The organism is Corynebacterium sp. KPL1995, from assembly GCF_000477935.1.
Classification (GTDB): Bacteria; Actinomycetota; Actinomycetes; order Mycobacteriales; family Mycobacteriaceae; genus Corynebacterium; species Corynebacterium pseudodiphtheriticum.
Genome location: NZ_KI515715.1, coordinates 349,882 through 366,165, shown reverse-complemented (window position 1 = coordinate 366,165; position 16,284 = coordinate 349,882). Strand labels below are relative to the sequence as shown.

At 58.8% G+C, this 16,284-nt stretch carries 13 protein-coding genes; 10 read left to right on the top strand and 3 right to left on the bottom strand.

All coding sequences use genetic code 11. From position 1 onward, the window contains the following. Window positions 1-93 precede the first annotated feature (93 nt). A complete protein-coding gene (locus HMPREF1292_RS01640) occupies window positions 94-1,608 on the top strand; it encodes an aldehyde dehydrogenase family protein (RefSeq protein WP_023018452.1) in 1,515 nt (504 codons plus the stop codon). Between the two features lie 6 nt (window positions 1,609-1,614). Here HMPREF1292_RS01640 and HMPREF1292_RS01635 read toward each other — a convergent pair whose 3' ends face one another. Further along, entirely contained in the window at window positions 1,615-2,895 is a 1,281-nt protein-coding gene (locus HMPREF1292_RS01635; RefSeq protein ID WP_023018451.1) for an alpha/beta hydrolase, read from the bottom strand. Between the two features lie 2 nt (window positions 2,896-2,897). Beyond that, entirely contained in the window at window positions 2,898-3,218 is a 321-nt protein-coding gene (locus HMPREF1292_RS01630) for a hypothetical protein (RefSeq protein WP_023018450.1), read from the bottom strand. A 112-nt stretch (window positions 3,219-3,330) separates the two neighbouring features. Here HMPREF1292_RS01630 and HMPREF1292_RS01625 point away from each other — a divergent pair, with 112 nt between their 5' ends. Next, window positions 3,331-4,158, top strand: a complete 828-nt coding sequence (locus tag HMPREF1292_RS01625; RefSeq protein ID WP_023018449.1) for a carbon-nitrogen hydrolase family protein — start codon at window positions 3,331-3,333, stop codon at window positions 4,156-4,158. Between the two features lie 60 nt (window positions 4,159-4,218). Here the strand turns inward: HMPREF1292_RS01625 and HMPREF1292_RS10325 are convergent, their stop codons facing one another. Further along, window positions 4,219-5,481: a hypothetical protein gene (locus HMPREF1292_RS10325; RefSeq protein WP_023018448.1), complete on the bottom strand. Its 1,263-nt coding sequence runs from the start codon at window positions 5,479-5,481 to the stop codon at window positions 4,219-4,221. Between the two features lie 286 nt (window positions 5,482-5,767). Here HMPREF1292_RS10325 and HMPREF1292_RS01615 point away from each other — a divergent pair, with 286 nt between their 5' ends. The 8 genes from HMPREF1292_RS01615 to fbaA all read left to right on the top strand — a co-directional run bounded on the left by HMPREF1292_RS01615 (window position 5,768) and on the right by fbaA (window position 16,261). Then, the gene (locus tag HMPREF1292_RS01615; protein ID WP_023018447.1) at window positions 5,768-7,165 is read left to right on the top strand and encodes a sodium/glutamate symporter; all 1,398 of its coding nucleotides are present in this window, start codon (window positions 5,768-5,770) and stop codon (window positions 7,163-7,165) included. A 163-nt stretch (window positions 7,166-7,328) separates the two neighbouring features. After that, window positions 7,329-9,887 carry an ATP-dependent chaperone ClpB gene (clpB, locus tag HMPREF1292_RS01610; RefSeq protein ID WP_023018446.1) on the top strand — a complete coding sequence of 853 codons (2,559 nt, stop codon included), beginning with the start codon at window positions 7,329-7,331 and terminating at the stop codon, window positions 9,885-9,887. 57 nt (window positions 9,888-9,944) lie between these two features. After that, window positions 9,945-10,775 carry a sulfurtransferase gene (locus HMPREF1292_RS01605; RefSeq protein ID WP_023018445.1) on the top strand — a complete coding sequence of 277 codons (831 nt, stop codon included), beginning with the start codon at window positions 9,945-9,947 and terminating at the stop codon, window positions 10,773-10,775. A gap of 9 nt (window positions 10,776-10,784) precedes the next feature. Beyond that, window positions 10,785-12,575, top strand: coding sequence for a hypothetical protein (locus tag HMPREF1292_RS11330; RefSeq protein ID WP_023018444.1), 1,791 nt, complete (start codon window positions 10,785-10,787; stop codon window positions 12,573-12,575). Between the two features lie 17 nt (window positions 12,576-12,592). Beyond that, the gene (gene pyrE / locus HMPREF1292_RS01595) at window positions 12,593-13,150 is read left to right on the top strand and encodes an orotate phosphoribosyltransferase (protein ID WP_021351990.1); all 558 of its coding nucleotides are present in this window, start codon (window positions 12,593-12,595) and stop codon (window positions 13,148-13,150) included. Then, window positions 13,150-13,851: a TrmH family RNA methyltransferase gene (locus tag HMPREF1292_RS01590; protein ID WP_023018443.1), complete on the top strand. Its 702-nt coding sequence runs from the start codon at window positions 13,150-13,152 to the stop codon at window positions 13,849-13,851. The genes pyrE and HMPREF1292_RS01590 overlap by 1 nt, the downstream gene beginning before the upstream one ends. 111 nt (window positions 13,852-13,962) lie before the next feature. Then, window positions 13,963-15,168: a glycoside hydrolase family 76 protein gene (locus HMPREF1292_RS01585; RefSeq protein ID WP_023018442.1), complete on the top strand. Its 1,206-nt coding sequence runs from the start codon at window positions 13,963-13,965 to the stop codon at window positions 15,166-15,168. Between the two features lie 58 nt (window positions 15,169-15,226). After that, on the top strand, window positions 15,227-16,261 hold the full coding sequence (gene fbaA / locus HMPREF1292_RS01580) for a class II fructose-bisphosphate aldolase (protein WP_023018441.1): 1,035 nt from the start codon (window positions 15,227-15,229) through the stop codon (window positions 16,259-16,261). Window positions 16,262-16,284: the final 23 nt, after the last annotated feature.

The following is a 16,284-nucleotide window of genomic DNA, read 5'->3' as shown; positions in this document are numbered from 1 at the left end:
TTGTGACCGCATTCATAATGTGCGGGGCAAATGTGCAATACACCGCGCATTAGCTGCAACGGCTGCACCATCTGGAAGAAAGGTGTCACCCTCATGACCGTGTACGCAAACCCGGGCGAAGAAGGCTCCATCGTCGACTTCAAAAAACGCTATGACCACTTCATCGGTGGCGAATGGGTAGCGCCCGCAGAAGGCCAATATCTGGAAAATATCTCACCGGTCAACGGCAAAGTTTTCTGTGAATTCGGCCGCGGTACCAAAGCAGACATCGAACGTGCATTGGATGCCGCGCACAAGGCAGCGCCAGCTTGGGGGAAAACCTCAGCGGCAGAGCGCTCCAATATTTTGCTACAGATTGCCCAGCGTATTGAGGACAACCTGGAAGAACTCGCGGTAGCAGAAACCTGGGAAAACGGTAAGGCTGTACGCGAAACCCTGGCGGCGGATCTCCCGCTGGCCGTAGACCACTTCCGCTACTTTGCCTCTGCTATCCGCACCCAAGAAGGCCGCCTTTCACAAATCGACGACGACACCGTCGCCTACCACTTCCACGAGCCACTCGGCGTCGTCGGCCAGATCATTCCGTGGAACTTCCCGATCCTGATGGCAGCCTGGAAACTGGCCCCGGCCCTGGCCAGCGGTAACGCCATCGTATTGAAGCCAGCAGAACAAACCCCGGTCTCTATCCTGTACTTGGTGGACAAGATCGCGGATCTGCTGCCACCTGGTGTGCTCAACATCGTCAACGGCCTCGGCGACGAAGCCGGTGTGGCGTTGACGTCGTCGGACCGCATCGCGAAGATCGCGTTTACGGGATCCACACCCGTCGGCAAGATGATCAACAAAGCTTCGGCAGAAAAAATCATCCCAGTTACCCTGGAGCTTGGCGGAAAATCGCCGTCGGTGTTCTTCCCGGACATCATGGACAAAGACGACGAATTCCTGGACAAATGCCTCGAAGGGTTTACCATGTTCGCGCTGAACCAGGGCGAGGTGTGTACCTGCCCATCGCGCGCATTGATCCACGAAGATATTGCCGATGCTTTCCTGGAACGTGCACTTGAGCGGGTCAAGCAGATCAAGATCGGTAACCCGTTGGATACCGAGACCATGATGGGCGCCCAGGCATCCCAGGAACAGATGGACAAGATTGTCTCCTACCTGAAGTCCGGACCAGAAGAAGGCGCAGAAACCCTGATCGGTGGCAACGTCAACGAGGTCATCGGCGGCGGCTTCTATATCGAACCAACCGTGTTCAAAGGCACCAACGATATGAAGATTTTCCGCGAAGAAATCTTCGGGCCGGTGCTGTCCGTGGCCACATTCAAGGACTACGACGAGGCCATCAGGATCTCCAACGACACTGACTTCGGTCTGGGCAGTGGTGTGTGGACGCGCAACGGCAATATCGCTTACCGTGCCGGACGTGATATCCAAGCCGGTCGTGTATGGGTGAACCAATATCACAACTACCCAGCGCACTCGGCATTCGGCGGCTATAAGCAGTCTGGTTTGGGCCGGGAAAACCACCTGATGATGCTCGGACACTACCAAGAAACCAAGAATGTGCTGGTCTCTTATGCCGAAAACCCCGTCGGTCTGTTCTAAAACTGGTCACTCTGGGCCTGCCAGGCCCCGGCGGCGCGCGAGTTCTGCAAAACCGTCGAGGTAGGCTTCATCATTGAAAAACCCGCTGTGATCGCGCATCCCGTTCCCCGGCCAGGGCTGGGCACCAAAGGTGGGTGCGGCTGGGTTTACCCCAAATAACCCGCCATTGGAATAAGCCATCCCGCTGACCGGATCTAGTGCGCGCCGGGCAGCATGAACCTGCGGATTATCACCCCGCAGGTTCATTTCTTCTGTGCTGGCCAGACCCGTGCCAGGCGAACCAACGAATAACACGTCGTCGGCACGCATCGGTGCTGGGCCACCAGCCGCGTTGCCGACCACCACCGATCCATAGGAATAGCCGACGACCGTGACGTGGTGGTTGGGGTAGCGCTGGTCGACGTCGGCAAGAAACTCCCGCAGCTGCGGCCCCGCGGTTTTTGCTGCGCCTGTAGACGTACCGCTGAGTAGTTGATCTGGGGCATCGTAGCCGTAGATCATACCCGTGCCGCCCATCGCTGCTGCCTGGGTGCGGGCGCGCTCGATTTGGCCGCCGATGCTTTCATTGCCGTCCGAGCCCACGCCGGGAACGAATACCACCAGGTTATCGGTCTCCTCCGGTGGCGGGCCGACCATGCCTGCCCAGTGCTTATCGGATACTTCCAACAAGCGCAGATCGGGGTGATCTACGGTTTGCGCTAAGAGTGGATCGGGCGCACGGCAGGCTTGGATGGTGTGAATATCATCAATGTCCAGGTCGACGGCACCGTCAGGTCGGGAACCGCCAAGTGCGGAGGGCAAAAAATCTCCCAAACGGTGCGGCAGGTGCTGCGAGCCGAAACAAGCGGCCTCAATAGATAAGGCACATGCGGCGTCGATGCTTTTGCCGATGAGCTGGATGGCCCGCAGCACCTGTGATATCGCCGGGCCTGCAGGAACCGCATTCATGGTTGCGGTCGCGATGCGTTCCAGGCGCTCGGCCCATTCCATGTGCCCGGCGAAGGTTTCAACGATCCCGGCGATGGTGCGCATATTGCGCGTTGCCGTGGTGATGGTGTCGATGATCTCACGGGCACGATCAATACCAGCTCTGGCTGCATCGCCGTCGAATTCTAAGCCCAACATACTGGTGATTTCACCGGAGAGTTGCTGTTGGTCGTGCTCGAGGGTGCTGGCACGGGAGCGGATTCTGGTGGCGGCAGCGAACATTTCTTGCGCGGTAGTGGTGCCGCTGGGCTGCGCAGCGCTGGATTGTGCGGTGCTGGGCTGTGCGGTGTTTAGAGCCATGATCAGTTTCCTTTCGATGCCGAAAGCGTGTGGCTGAGGTGATACGCCATGGCCTCGTCGTCTTCCGCGAGTGCGCAGAAGGTTCCGCGCATCTCTGTGAGGTGGGCCTGGAGCTGGTCATCAATGTCGACGGCGGTGTCATACCAGCTGCCTTCCGCATGACGCAGCGCAGCCAGGGTTGGGGTGGAAGCCGCAGTGCTGGTGGGGTGTGCCGCGCTGGTGGAACCGATGCCAGTCGCATCTGCGATACGCGGGGCGAATCGATGCCGGGCGTGCGTGGCGAGTAGGTCAAGAGCAGAATCGGTGAATCGCAGAAAGTTCATGGGTGCGAGTCTGCGCGGGATAGCGCATAGTGGCCAGCCGGTGCGAGCAATGCCTGTGGATAAAAAGAGTTATCCACAACACAGCGCGGTGGCGCGCGATTAGACTGGCATCATGAAGATCGCACTAGTACAGCTGACCTCTGGACCCGACGTGGAAGCGAACCTGGCACTGGCCAAAGATAAAATTACCGAGGCCGCAGACCACGATGCGCAGCTGATTGTGCTGCCAGAAGCGACGTTTCAAGCCTTCGACTCCGGGCGCCTGGACGGCAACGCCCAGGAATATGCCGAGTATTTCACGGAAGAAATCACCACGCTTGCCGACGAACTCGGCGTGACAGCCGTCGTCGGCATGTTCCGCCCCGCCGATACGGTGGAGGTCGACGGGAAAACCATCAACCGCGTATACAACTCCGCCCTCGTTACAGGCGGCGGAAGCAGCGAGTTTTATGACAAGATCCACACCTTCGATGCTTTCGCCTACCGCGAATCCGATACCGTGCACCCGGGGGATACCACCGTGGTGGTTGATGTTGCGGGACACAAAGTTGGCGTAGCGACCTGCTACGATGTGCGGTTCCCAGAGCAATTTAAAAAGATGGCCGATGATGGCGCCGAGCTTGTTGTGCTGCCTACTAGCTGGGCGGACGGCCCAGGCAAGCTGGAGCAATGGCGGGTGTTGACGAGCGCCCGGGCACTCGATGCCACGGTGTATCTCCTGGCGGCTGGTCAAGCCCGCCCCGGTGGTGCAGATAAGGGTGGGGAAAAATCCGGCCCGACCGGGCTAGGGCATTCGCGGGTGCTGAGTCCTACTGGCGAGTTATTAGCCGAAGCTGGTTACGACGACGAGATCCTGTATGTGGAGCTCGACGATATTGCTGGCGAAATAGCGAAAGCCCGGAAAGCATTACCGGTGCTGCGCGGCACGCGTGAGCTATAGCCGACTATAAAAAGCGATAGTCAGCTATAGCCGTATTTCTGCGTCACTGAATTCGGTGGATCAGCTCTGGTGGGTTTCGCTTTTCGCCGTCGGTGCGGTATCCACACCCGTGCGACCCCAGCTCTGGGTCTGCAGGGTATCCGGGTCTAATCCGGCTGCCGCGAATGCTTCCAGCATGCCGTTGACTTCAGTTTCTGGGCCCAAGACAAACACGTCGTGGTCGGACCAATCGCGGTAGTGAGCGATGGTCTCTTCAGGGTTTTCTTCCACCGATAAGCTCGCAGATGAATCAGGGTCCTTGCCGTTGTCGTCGTTGCCGTCGGCAAGCACCTGGCCGTCGGCAAGCGCTCGTTGCAGCTCGCGATGCCGGGCCCGTTGTGGCTTCAACCAATGCGGGTCAGAATCATGGCGGGCAAACGCGTGCACATCCAACCACGGGGTGAGGTTATCCAGGCTGTTAAGCGTAGCCAGCTCATAATGCTGGCCGGGGAAATCATTAATCACCAGCGCCTGCACAGGGGCATGCTCCTCGCCGTGGGCATCAAAAGCAGCGAATAATAAACAGCGCAGGGTAGCCACCGCGGTGCCAAAAGCAATGATGAGGCTTTCGCGCTGCGGATCCAGCTCCAGCTGGCCGGCCGGGTTACCCAGCGTCCACTGATCTCCGGGGCGCGTCATCATAAACCGCCGCGAATATCCCGACGCGCCAGGAAGCTGTGAGACATCGCGCACGTGAAATTCCAACGTGCCGCAGCCATCAGCGGGGCGGGCAGCGGCCAAAGTGCGCCACACACCCGGCATCAATGTGGTCGCCACAGAAAAATACTGGCCGGGCTCATAATCGACCGGCAGCCCGCATTCCAGACGCACGATGCGGGTATGGGCATCAACGCGCTCCACATCGACCACCTGCCCCATGTGTGCAGGTGGGATCCCGGCTACATCGGCCTCATGCGCGGCAGTGGACATGAACGCGACGATGTCGTCGACAAGCGCACCGGCCTGCTGTAACACGTCGTCGGCAAGATCAATCTCTGCTAAAGCCTGGCGGGTGGCAGTGGCGAAAATAGGGTAGGTATCCGGCGGGAAACCGTGCCGACGATGCGAGCGCCCCAGGTCAGCGAAGTATTCATCGAGGTCCGGGGCATCGAAGGCCGCAGCGAATGACTCAGCGAGCCCGCGGTGTGCCTGGGCAGCATCCATGGGGAAAGACTGGCGGGCGTCGGGAAGTGCTGCGAAAAAATGGCGGTGCACCGCATCCCGGAACGTCGCAGGGTGGGCGCGCAGGTGCGTGGCGAGGCTGGCGAGATCCCGGATAGTCATGTCCTCCACAATATCGCGCGGACCAGGCTGGGCAGGCTGTGCGGTGCTGGTCTGGGTGGGCCGGCTGGACTGTGGTGGTTGTGCAGTGATGGTTGGTCAGCGCTGAGCGAGTAGCGGATAGCGGTGGGTAGCACAATTACGGCATGGGTACTATGATCATCTCGTCCTCGTGCTGTGTTTTGATCGCCGTATCAGGCTCGGCTTCGTATAGATCACATGTTGTCTTGCCGGGCAGGCAAGTGTCGCAGGATCTCGTTCACCCTCACTCTGTAAAGGCAGGTGTTTCATGGAAGGCTTTTCCGCTTACGATCTCATGCTCGACGTTGGCTTTATCTCGTTGCTGATGATTATCGGTAACGTATTGCGCCACCGCATCAAATTCTTCTTCCAGGACCTGCTGTTGCCCGCACCAGTCACCGCTGGTCTGCTGGGCTTGTTGCTGGGGCCCAACGTTTTAAATATCGTCGGGTTTTCCGAAAACCTGGGCAGCTATACCTCAATCTTGATCGCCGTGGTGTTCGCGTCCATGGCTTATTCCATGGAACTAGGTGGCTCCGTGCGCAAGGGTGCGCGCAATATGTGGGCCTATTCCACCTTCATGTTCACCGCACAATGGGGCCTGTTCGTTGTGCTGGGCGTATACCTGTTCGCGCCGGTGTTTGATACTCCGGACTGGTTTGGCATGATGCTGCCGGTCGGTTTCACCGGTGGATTCGGTACCGCAGCGGCCGTCGGTGGCGCGCTGGAAGGTGTGGGTGCGGTCGAGGCTTCGTCGCTGGGCTTTACCTCCGCCACCGTGGGCACCTTGGCCGCGATTATCGGTGGTGTGATCGCTGGTAACTGGGGTATCCGTCGGAATAAAGTCTCCCAGCTTCCTGGTGAGCTACCTGAAGAACTGCGTCGCGGCTACATCAAAAACCTCAGCGAGCGCCCATCGATTGGTCGCGCTTCCACCAACCCATCGGCGATCGAACCACTCGCACTGCACCTGGGCTTTATCATGTTGACGGTGCTGACCGCCTACGGCATCAACGCCGGTATCAAGGGCCTGTGGGAGAACGTCTCCATCCCATTGTTCGCGATGTCCCTGGTGGTGGGCCTGATTTTCCGTGCGATCATGAGCGGTATTGGTGCTGGAGAATACTTGGACAAAGACACCGTGTCTTCGGTGTCTGGTGCATCGACGGACTACCTGATTGCCTTCGGTATTGCCGCAATTGTTCCTGCTGCCGTGGCTTCTTACTGGCAAGCGCTGCTGCTGCTGTTCGTTCTGGGTACGGTGTTCTGTACCTTCTTCTTGCTGTGGTTCCCGTCGGAATTCTTCGGTGCTGCATGGCTGGAGCGCGGCATCTTCGGTTGGGGCTGGGCAACCGCGACGGTGGCAACGGGTATCGCGATCCTGAAGATCGTCGATCCGAAGCTGAAGTCCGGCACCCTATCCGAATACGGCGTGGCTTATGTGGGCTTCGGTCCGTTTGAGATTGGTATGACGGTGCTGGCTCCGCTGGCGGTGATTTACGGAATGACTGCTGGACTGGGTTGGTTGGCGCTGGCGATTGCTATCGCCGTGTATCTGACCGCCAAGTTTGGTGGCTGGATGCCGGTGCGTGGCGCGATCATGGCCAAGGGCGTGGTCGATGTCAACGGCAACGGGCCGGATCCTGCGATGCAGGGCAAGGTCTAGGATTGAGTGTCTATCACTCAAGTTTCTGACAAAAAATTCCACAAAATCCTAACTTGAGTGGAATAGACTCAATTCATGGTGTGTTGTATCCATTGAAGCCCCTGAAACGGTGTCACAATAACGGTGACGAAAACAGGGAAGAACAGGGAGGATATGACACACCATGAGTTCTTTTAACCCCACGACAAAAACCCAAGAAGCCCTACAATCCGCGCTGCAAACCGCCTCGGCGGCAGGCAACCCGGACATTCGCCCAGCACACCTGCTGCAGGCGATCCTCAGCCAAGAAGAAGGCATCGCCACCCCGGTATTGAAGGCCACCGGAGTAGACCCGGATACGGTGCGCAAAGAAGCCACCGAATTAGTAGAGGGCTACCCCAAGGCCGAAGGCGCCGGCGTGGCTAAGCCGAACTTCAACCGCGATGGGCTGAACGTTCTTACCAAAGCCCAAGAGCTGGCCGGTGAGCTTGGCGACGAATACGTCTCCACCGAAGTGCTGTTAGCAGCCATCGCGGCCTCGAAAACTGATGCCGCGCAGCTGCTAACTTCCCGTGGCGCCACCTACGACGCCATTAAAGGCGCATTCCCAGTCGTGCGCGGAGCCGCGAAAGTGACCACGGAAAACCCGGAGGATTCTTTCCAAGCACTGGAGAAATACTCCACGGATCTGACCGCGCAGGCCCGCGAAGGCAAGATTGACCCCGTCATCGGGCGCGATTCGGAAATCCGCCGCGTCGTGCAGGTGCTATCCCGCCGCACGAAGAACAACCCGGTGCTCATCGGTGAGCCGGGCGTTGGCAAGACTTCCATCGTGGAAGGCCTCGCCCGCCGCATTGTCGGTGGTGACGTGCCAGAATCGCTCAAGGGTAAGCGCCTGGTCTCGCTGGATCTCGGCTCGATGGTTGCGGGTGCGAAATACCGCGGTGAATTCGAAGAGCGGCTAAAAGCCGTGTTGGAAGAAATCAAATCTTCCGATGGCGAGATCATCACGTTCATTGACGAGCTGCACACCCTGGTTGGTGCTGGCGGTACCGGCGAAGGCTCGATGGATGCCGGAAATATGATCAAACCGATGCTCGCCCGCGGTGAGCTGCGCCTGGTTGGTGCGACCACGCTGGATGAATACCGCAAGTACATCGAAAAGGATGCCGCGCTCGAGCGCCGCTTCCAGCAGACCTACGTTGGTGAGCCTTCGGTGGAAGACACCATCGGTATCTTGCGTGGCCTGAAGGAGCGCTACGAAGTTCACCACGGCGTGCGCATCCAGGATTCTGCGCTGGTGCAGGCCGCCGAGCTGTCCAACCGGTACATCACCAACCGCTTCCTGCCGGATAAGGCCATTGACCTTGTCGACGAAGCCGGCTCCCGGTTGCGCATGGAGATCGATTCCTCTCCGCAGGAAATTGATGAACTCGAGCGCGTCGTTCGCCGCATGGAGATCGAAGAACTGGCGCTGAAGAAAGAATCCGACGCTGCTTCCAAGGAGCGGTTGGTGCGTCTGCAACAAGAGCTGGCCGATCAGCGCGAATCGCTCGGTGAGCTGAAAGCCCGCTGGGCGAACGAGAAAAAGGCCATCGATGATGTCCAGGCACTGAAGGAAGAACTCGACGACCTGCGTCGACAAGCAGAAATCGCCGAGCGTGAAGGTGATTACGAGAAAGTCTCCACGCTGCGCTACGGCCGCATCAACGAACTGGAACGCGAAATCGCCGTGGCCGAGGAGAAAGCCGCGGAGCAGGCGCGCAGCAACACCATGCTCAGCGAGGAAGTCACCCCGGACACTATCGCCGAGGTAGTTTCTGCCTGGACCGGCATCCCGGCTGGCAAGATGCTGCAGGGTGAGACGGAAAAGCTGCTGGATATGGAGAATATCCTGGCTCGCCGCGTCGTCGGACAGAAAGACGCGGTGGTGGCGGTCTCGGATGCGGTGCGTCGTTCCCGCGCGGGCATCGCCGACCCGAACCGGCCGACCGGCTCCTTCCTATTCCTGGGGCCCACGGGCGTCGGCAAGACCGAGCTAGCGAAAGCGCTGGCGGAGTTCATGTTCGATGACGAATCGGCCATGGTGCGCATCGATATGTCGGAATACGGTGAGAAGCACTCGGTCTCGCGGCTGGTCGGTGCGCCTCCGGGATACGTCGGCCACGATGCTGGCGGACAGTTGACCGAAGCGGTGCGTCGTCGCCCGTACACGCTGGTGCTTTTCGACGAGGTGGAAAAAGCACACGCGGATGTCTTCGATGTGCTGCTGCAGGTGCTCGACGAAGGTCGGCTGACCGACGGACAGGGTAGGACCGTGGACTTCCGCAACACGGTGATCATCCTGACCTCGAACTTGGGTGCCGGTGGCAACCGCGAGCAGATCATGGATGCGGTGAAGGCCGCCTTCAAGCCGGAGTTCATTAACCGCCTGGATGATGTGGTGACCTTCGAGCCGCTATCCAGCGAATTGCTGGAAGGCATTGTGGATATTCAGCTGGATACGCTGCGCGAACGCCTGGCTGGCAAACGCCTGAGCCTGAGCGTGGATACGGCGGCGAAGGCCTGGTTGGCTGAGCGCGGTTACGATCCCGCCTACGGTGCGCGTCCGCTGCGCCGGTTGATCCAACAGGCCATCGGAGACAAGCTGGCGCGGCTGGTGCTGGCCGGTGAAGTTGTGGAAGGCGATGCCGTGCAGGTTTCGCTTGCCGACGGCGGCGAGGAGCTGGAGATCTCCAGTTAGCAGGCATTGTGTCTGCTAGCACACGCCGGGACGCTTTTACCCTTAAACTGGGTAACTATGAGCGTCCTGGTCAGTGCCGAAGAATTACACGAAAAAATCCACCGCGGAGACAAACTCACCCTGCTTGCCACTACTTGGGTACCCGGGCAGGGGAATAGCTTCCGCCAGTTTCGCGCCGGGCATATCCCCACAGCCCAGCACGTTAATCCAGCAATTACGCTGGCTGGGCTTCCTGGGTCTAAAGCTGGGCGCAACCCGTTACCAGATCCGGCGCGGCTGCAAGCCAACGTCAACCGCTGGGGCTTGCGGGAAGACCGCCCAGTCGTAGTTTATGACGATGGTCAGGGATTTTTTGCCGGTCGTGCCTGGTGGGTGCTGCGCTGGGCAGGAATTAAAAACGTCTCCATCTTGGATGGCGGCTTGGCGCAGTGGCACCGCGCAGGCTTCGATACGATGTGCGGCCCGGGCAATATCGCTATGGGTTCCGCGCTGACTATTCGGCCCGGCTCTATGCCCGCAGCCACTATCGACGAGGTACGTAATTTTGACGGCACACTGGTTGATACTCGCTCCTTCTGGCGTTATTCGGGGCGCCAAGAAAATTTGGACTTGAAAGCCGGACATATTCCCGGTGCGGTGAACGCTTCTATGCGGGATTTGTTGACTCCGAATCGCTTGGCCAAGTCACAAGAAGAAATCCGCGAAGTCTTCGCCCAAGCTGGTGTGACTAGGGGAGAAGGCACGGTGTTTTATTCCGGTTCAGGCAACCATTCTGGCCTGGCCCTGGCCTTGGCGGAGCATGCCGGTATTACTGGAGCCTCGCATTATGTGGGCGGTTGGTCGCAGTGGTCGGCGAATGCTGCCAATCCTGTGGAGACTTCGCGTTAAACTGACTGCATGCCGTATGTTCTACTGACTCTGGCCGTCATCGCCGGTGCCGCCGCCATATTTTTGTGGTACCTGGATTCGAAGCAGCGCCGCGCCCAGCAGACTGAGCAGCCGCCAGCTGCTGTGGAATCGCCTGGTCAGCCAGAGCAAACTGGTGCGAGCGCGGAGCTTGCCGACGCTCCGAGTACCGACATCGCTAGTGCCAACGTCCCGGGCGCCAGCATCCCTAGCGTCGACATCCCAGACGCCGAAGAATCTGTTGCCACCGATACTGAATGGTCAGCGCAAGCCACTTATGGTGATGCGCTACGCCGGGGTCGGGTGCTGGATGATGGAGAACTGGCCACCGCGGAACAATTGCCACAGCAGGATTTGGTAGAGCAGGATTTGCCACAGCAGGATGAGGAATCCGCTGCAGAATCCGCCGCTGACCCGATAGCGGAGGCGAACGCTGGGGTAAATAACGCTGAACTAGATACTGAGGAAGGTTCTGAGCTGGATGCTGCGGCAGGTGCTGAGCCACTTGTTGAGCCACGTTCTGAGCTGGATGCTGAGCCACATGTTGAGTCGGACTTAGAGAATGATGCTGAAACCGATTCGGCGCTGGTATCTGAGCGGCAGCCAGAGCCAACAGAGGCCTCAGAGAACCCAGAATCAGCAGAGGCCCTAGAAGCAACCGAAGTAACCGAAACAGCACCGAAACCGGAGCCAGGTTTAGCATCCAATGAGCTGCTTTCTGCTGAAGAAAACCGCAGTGATGCCAGTGATGCTAGTGATGCCAACGATCTAAGCGATGCAGCTGCTGTTCATGCAGATGGTGTCAACGGTGCAGATCATTTCGAAGAACGTGACGATGCAGCTGAGCAGCCGACCCCTGTCGCCCCCGTCGCCAAGCCTGCAGGACCACGCCGCGATTCCATCATCCCAGGGGCGTTGCGCAGGGAGCGTCGTCAGTGGGCGGAAAAGAATGGGTTCACTTTTAGCAAGCACGACGAATATCTCGTCGACGAATGGACCCGCGGCGCTGCAGCTGGTGGGGCAGCACCGAAAGATATCGTGCAGGGTTCGGCTTATGGGCATGAGATGGTGCTGATGGATCTCGGCGGCGTCAATGTTATGGCTATGCGCACCGGAGCCGCCACGGAAATCGTGGTGGATTTTCGCCGTGTGGACCGTGATCAGCGCAATGACCGTACAACCGGGGAAGCGGTTTTCGATGATTTGCTGGAAGTCGGACACATCGCGGATTTCACGGTCTATGCCACTGATGCCGCCGTTGCTAGCCGCATGATTGATGCGCGCGTGGTCACTGCCTGTGATAGCCTGCCGGAAATCGTCACCGCGGTGTGGATGGAATCGGATTGGGTGCTGGCGCAAACCGATAAAGGCTCGCATGCTTCAGATTGGGATGAAATGCTGGCGCCGCTCGGCCTGCTTGCCGACGTCGCCCGCGTGCTACCACCGCGTTCCATGGCGAACCAAATTTTAAAATTCGAAGGGGCGGACCCCACCCGGATGATGGGGCCGAAACAGCCCCCGGCCTTTGAGAACAACCAGTTGCTGCACGTCGTTCCCGACCCGCAGGATCATCCGCCAATCCAACGACCAAGCGAGCCCGTCGAATTACCGACCCGCAGCAAAGCCGAGGCCCGTGGGTACCTGGAACCCTACGCCCTTGGGGTAGATGAAGTGGATGCGATTGCCGATGGCGTCGATAAGTCACAAGAGGGCGGACACCGGAAGCGCCCGCACGTTAAACGCGACTTGTCTGCCGGGCCATCTATTTTTGACGACGAGTGAGGACTACAGTGGTAGCTATGACTGAGCAGCAAAGCACCCCATCCAGTACTGATCTTTCCCGCCTCGCTGAACTTGTCCGCGAACTTGCCGTGGTCCACGGTCGTGTGACTTTATCGTCCGGTAAAGAAGCGGATTACTACGTGGATTTGCGTCGCGCGACGCTGCACCATGAGGCCTCCCGCCTGATTGGCTCGTTGCTGCGGGAAAAAACCGCGGACTGGGACTACGTTGCCGCCGGTGGTCTGACTTTGGGTGCGGACCCGGTGGCCACCTCGATCATGCATGCCGACGGCCGCCCGATCGATTCTTTTGTGGTGCGCAAAGAAGCTAAAAAGCACGGCATGCAGCGCCGCATCGAAGGCGTGAATGTGGAAGGGCAAAAAGTGCTAGTTGTGGAAGATACCACCACTACTGGTAACTCCCCGCTGACTGCCGTCGCTGCCTTGCGTGCGGCCGGAGCGGAAGTTGTTGGTGTGGCCACTGTGGTGGACCGCGCTACCGGTGCTGCTGATGCCATCCGTGCCGAGGGGCTGGAATATCGCAGCCTGTTGGGCTTGGATGACCTGGGGCTGTAATGGGCGAAAGCGCAGCCGAAAATGATCCAGTGACTAAGCCGGAACGCGCCACCGCACCGGAGGACAAAGGCCCAACGGAATGGGCTGAAGGTCGGCATGGTGTGGGCCCGTGGGAAGGCCCGTTGCCGGATGATCCACGCTTGGATCCGGAGTTGCTTGCTGAAGGCGACCGCCGGAACGTCGTCGATGCTTATCGCTATTGGAAGCGTGAGGCGCTCATCGAGGACATTGATACCCGTCGGCATGAGCTGCATATCGCGATCGAGAACTTTGAAAACGATGCGAATATCGGCACGGTGGTGCGCACTGCGAATGCTTTTGCTGTAGATACAGTACATATTGTCGGTAGGCGTCGTTGGAATCGTCGTGGCGCCATGGTTACGGACCGCTACCAACACCTACAGCACCACAGCGATGTTGATGGGCTAGTGGCCTGGGCGGCGGAGAACGATCTGACCGTCGTGGCTATTGACAACACTCCCGGGTGCGTGCCATTGGAAACCGCCGAATTACCGCGGCGTTGCTTGCTGGTATTCGGCCAGGAAGGCCCTGGGGTGAGCGCGGAGACGAGCCAGGCGTCGGTGATGACGTGTTCGATTGCGCAGTTTGGTTCGACGCGCTCAATTAACGCAGGGGTGGCCGCAGGCATCGCAATGCATGCGTGGGTGCGGCAGCATGCGGATCTGCACCAAGCTTGGTAGGGGTGCTGGCTGCATCAATAATTTGTCACTTATCCCTCACCAGAGAACCGTGATGTATGCTACAAATGATTGATTTCTCCGGTTTATAGCTCTGTGAGTGATGGAATAATAGTGCAAGAAAAATGGTCCCACCGGGCGGATCTCGCAGAGACCGCCATCAACGATCGACATGCTGGCCCACTATGGTCGCTGCCACGCACCAATCTCGCCCGGGTGAGCTGGCCGGCGCTTTTTAAAGAGCGCCTGTTTATTCATTGGCACTATTGGTGGCAGGCGCACTACCTGGATTGCCAGGTTGATGCTGCGCTGCGGCAACCCACGAAAACCCGCAGCGCCCGCATTGCTAATACCATGCGTGGCATCAAACTCCGGCAGCTGCGCGGGTTGGAACGCAACAAATACTACGATGACAAAGCTTGGTTGGCACTAGCTTTCGGGCGCATAGAGAACGCGGAAAAGCTGGGTACCCCGCCACAGTTGCACGCATTGCGTTCCAATCTGCGTGCCGGGTTGGATGAGTCCCTGGGGGTCGCGCCCTGGCGCGATAACCGATCGACGTTTTATAACGTGCCCACTAATGGTCCGGTGGCAATTATGTTGGCGCGCACCGGGTACTGGCAGGAAGCCATTCATATCGTCGACTGGGTTTTCGATAACCTGCACAATGATGATGGGCTGATCATGGACGGGATGCGTATGCGCATGAACGGACCGGAGGTCGTGCGTGATATTCACCCGTACTGCCAGGGGGTGATGCTTGGTGCCAGCCTGGAAATTGCGTTGCAGTTGCGCAAAGAACACGGCATCCACAGCCTGGAAGATATTCAGTCGGTGCATGAGGCTGAGCGTGCCGACGAAGCCATGCCATATATCAGCCGGATCCGTGGCTTGGTGCACGCGATTGCGCAGCACATGGCCACCCCAGCGGGAGTGATCGACTGGGATACCGGCGACGGCGATGGCGGCTTGTTCAAGGGGATTTTGCTGCGTTATCTTGCCGACGTCGCGGTGCGTTTGCCTGATGATTCGCCAGCGAACCGCGCGACGCGCAAGCTTGCTACTCGGTTGGTGCGGGCGTCGGCGGAGTCGGTGTGGACCCACCGCTTGGAAGTTGACGGACTGCCCGTGTTTGCTACGGACTGGACCAGCGATGCGCTACTGCCACATAATTTTGGCCTGGGCCCGATGTCGATCCGGGAGAAAGTGGGCGCTGTGCGTATTGCAGAGCGCGATTTGTCGGTGCAGCTTTCCGGGTGGATGGCGCTGGAGGCGATGGCCCGGGTTGCGCTGGCCGAAGGGGATCCGGCTGCAGGTTAGTGTTCGCTCAGGCATAATTGGGCTTCGAGACTGCAGATCCAACGTTGGAGGATGTTTTATGCCTATCGCCACCCCTGAGGTTTATAACGAGATGCTTGACCGCGCGAAGAAGGAGCAATTCGCTTTTCCTGCGATCAACTGCACCTCTTCCGAAACCATTAACGCCGCACTACAGGGGTTTGCAGAAGCCGAGTCTGACGGCATTATCCAGTTCTCCCTGGGTGGTGCGGAATTCGGCTCTGGCCAAGCAGTGAAAAACAAAGTTGCCGGTGCAAAAGCCTTGGCCGCATTCGCGCACGAGGCTGCTTCGCACTACGGCGTGAATATTGCGTTGCACACGGATCACTGCCAGAAAGAACGTCTCGATGACTTCGTGCGCCCATTGTTAAAGATCTCCCGTGATCGCGTAGAAGCCGGCGAGCAGCCACTGTTCCAGTCCCATATGTGGGACGGATCGGCTATCCCTATCGACGAGAACCTGGAAATCGCCCAGGAGCTGCTGGCACAGTCGCGCGCAGCAAATATCATCCTCGAGGTGGAAATCGGCGTGGTCGGCGGTGAAGAAGACGGCGTGGAAGCCAAAGCAGGTGCCAACCTGTACACCACCCCAGAAGATTTTGAAAAAACCGTCGATGCGCTAGGCACTGGCGAAAATGGTCGCTACCTGCTGGCCGCCACTTTCGGTAACGTCCATGGCGTCTATAAGCCGGGCAACGTCAAGCTGCGCCCAGAGGTATTGGCCGAAGGCCAGAAGGTCGCTTCCCAGAAGCTGGGGCTTGCCGACGGTTCCCAGCCCTTCGATTACGTCTTCCACGGCGGTTCCGGTTCCGAGGCCGCCAAAATCGAAGAATCCTTGCGCTATGGCGTGATCAAAATGAACATCGACACTGATACGCAGTATGCGTTCACCAATCCGGTTGCGCGCCACATGTTTAGCAACTACGACGGCGTGTTCAAGATTGATGGAGAAGTCGGTAACAAGAAGGTCTACGACCCACGCTCTTACCTGAAGAAGGCAGAGCGCTCCATGGCTGATCGCGTCATTGAATCCTGCCAGGTGCTGCGCTCCGCAGGCCAGACCACCGCCCGCTAAGCTGCTCTCGGCTAAGCTTTTTA

Bases quoted from the DNA above. Each gene is read 5' to 3' on its own strand.
- HMPREF1292_RS01615 (WP_023018447.1), top strand. From the start codon at position 5,768: ATGGAAGGCTTTTCCGCTTACGATCTCATGCTCGACGTTGGCTTTATC.
- pyrE (WP_021351990.1), top strand. From the start codon at position 12,593: ATGACTGAGCAGCAAAGCACCCCATCCAGTACTGATCTTTCCCGCCTC.
- HMPREF1292_RS01605 (WP_023018445.1), top strand. From the start codon at position 9,945: ATGAGCGTCCTGGTCAGTGCCGAAGAATTACACGAAAAAATCCACCGC.
- HMPREF1292_RS11330 (WP_023018444.1), top strand. From the start codon at position 10,785: ATGCCGTATGTTCTACTGACTCTGGCCGTCATCGCCGGTGCCGCCGCC.
- clpB (WP_023018446.1), top strand. From the start codon at position 7,329: ATGAGTTCTTTTAACCCCACGACAAAAACCCAAGAAGCCCTACAATCC.
- HMPREF1292_RS01630 (WP_023018450.1), bottom strand. From the start codon at position 3,218: ATGAACTTTCTGCGATTCACCGATTCTGCTCTTGACCTACTCGCCACG.
- HMPREF1292_RS01640 (WP_023018452.1), top strand. From the start codon at position 94: ATGACCGTGTACGCAAACCCGGGCGAAGAAGGCTCCATCGTCGACTTC.
- HMPREF1292_RS01635 (WP_023018451.1), bottom strand. From the start codon at position 2,895: ATGGCTCTAAACACCGCACAGCCCAGCACCGCACAATCCAGCGCTGCG.
- HMPREF1292_RS01590 (WP_023018443.1), top strand. From the start codon at position 13,150: ATGGGCGAAAGCGCAGCCGAAAATGATCCAGTGACTAAGCCGGAACGC.
- fbaA (WP_023018441.1), top strand. From the start codon at position 15,227: ATGCCTATCGCCACCCCTGAGGTTTATAACGAGATGCTTGACCGCGCG.
- HMPREF1292_RS01625 (WP_023018449.1), top strand. From the start codon at position 3,331: ATGAAGATCGCACTAGTACAGCTGACCTCTGGACCCGACGTGGAAGCG.
- HMPREF1292_RS10325 (WP_023018448.1), bottom strand. From the start codon at position 5,481: ATGACTATCCGGGATCTCGCCAGCCTCGCCACGCACCTGCGCGCCCAC.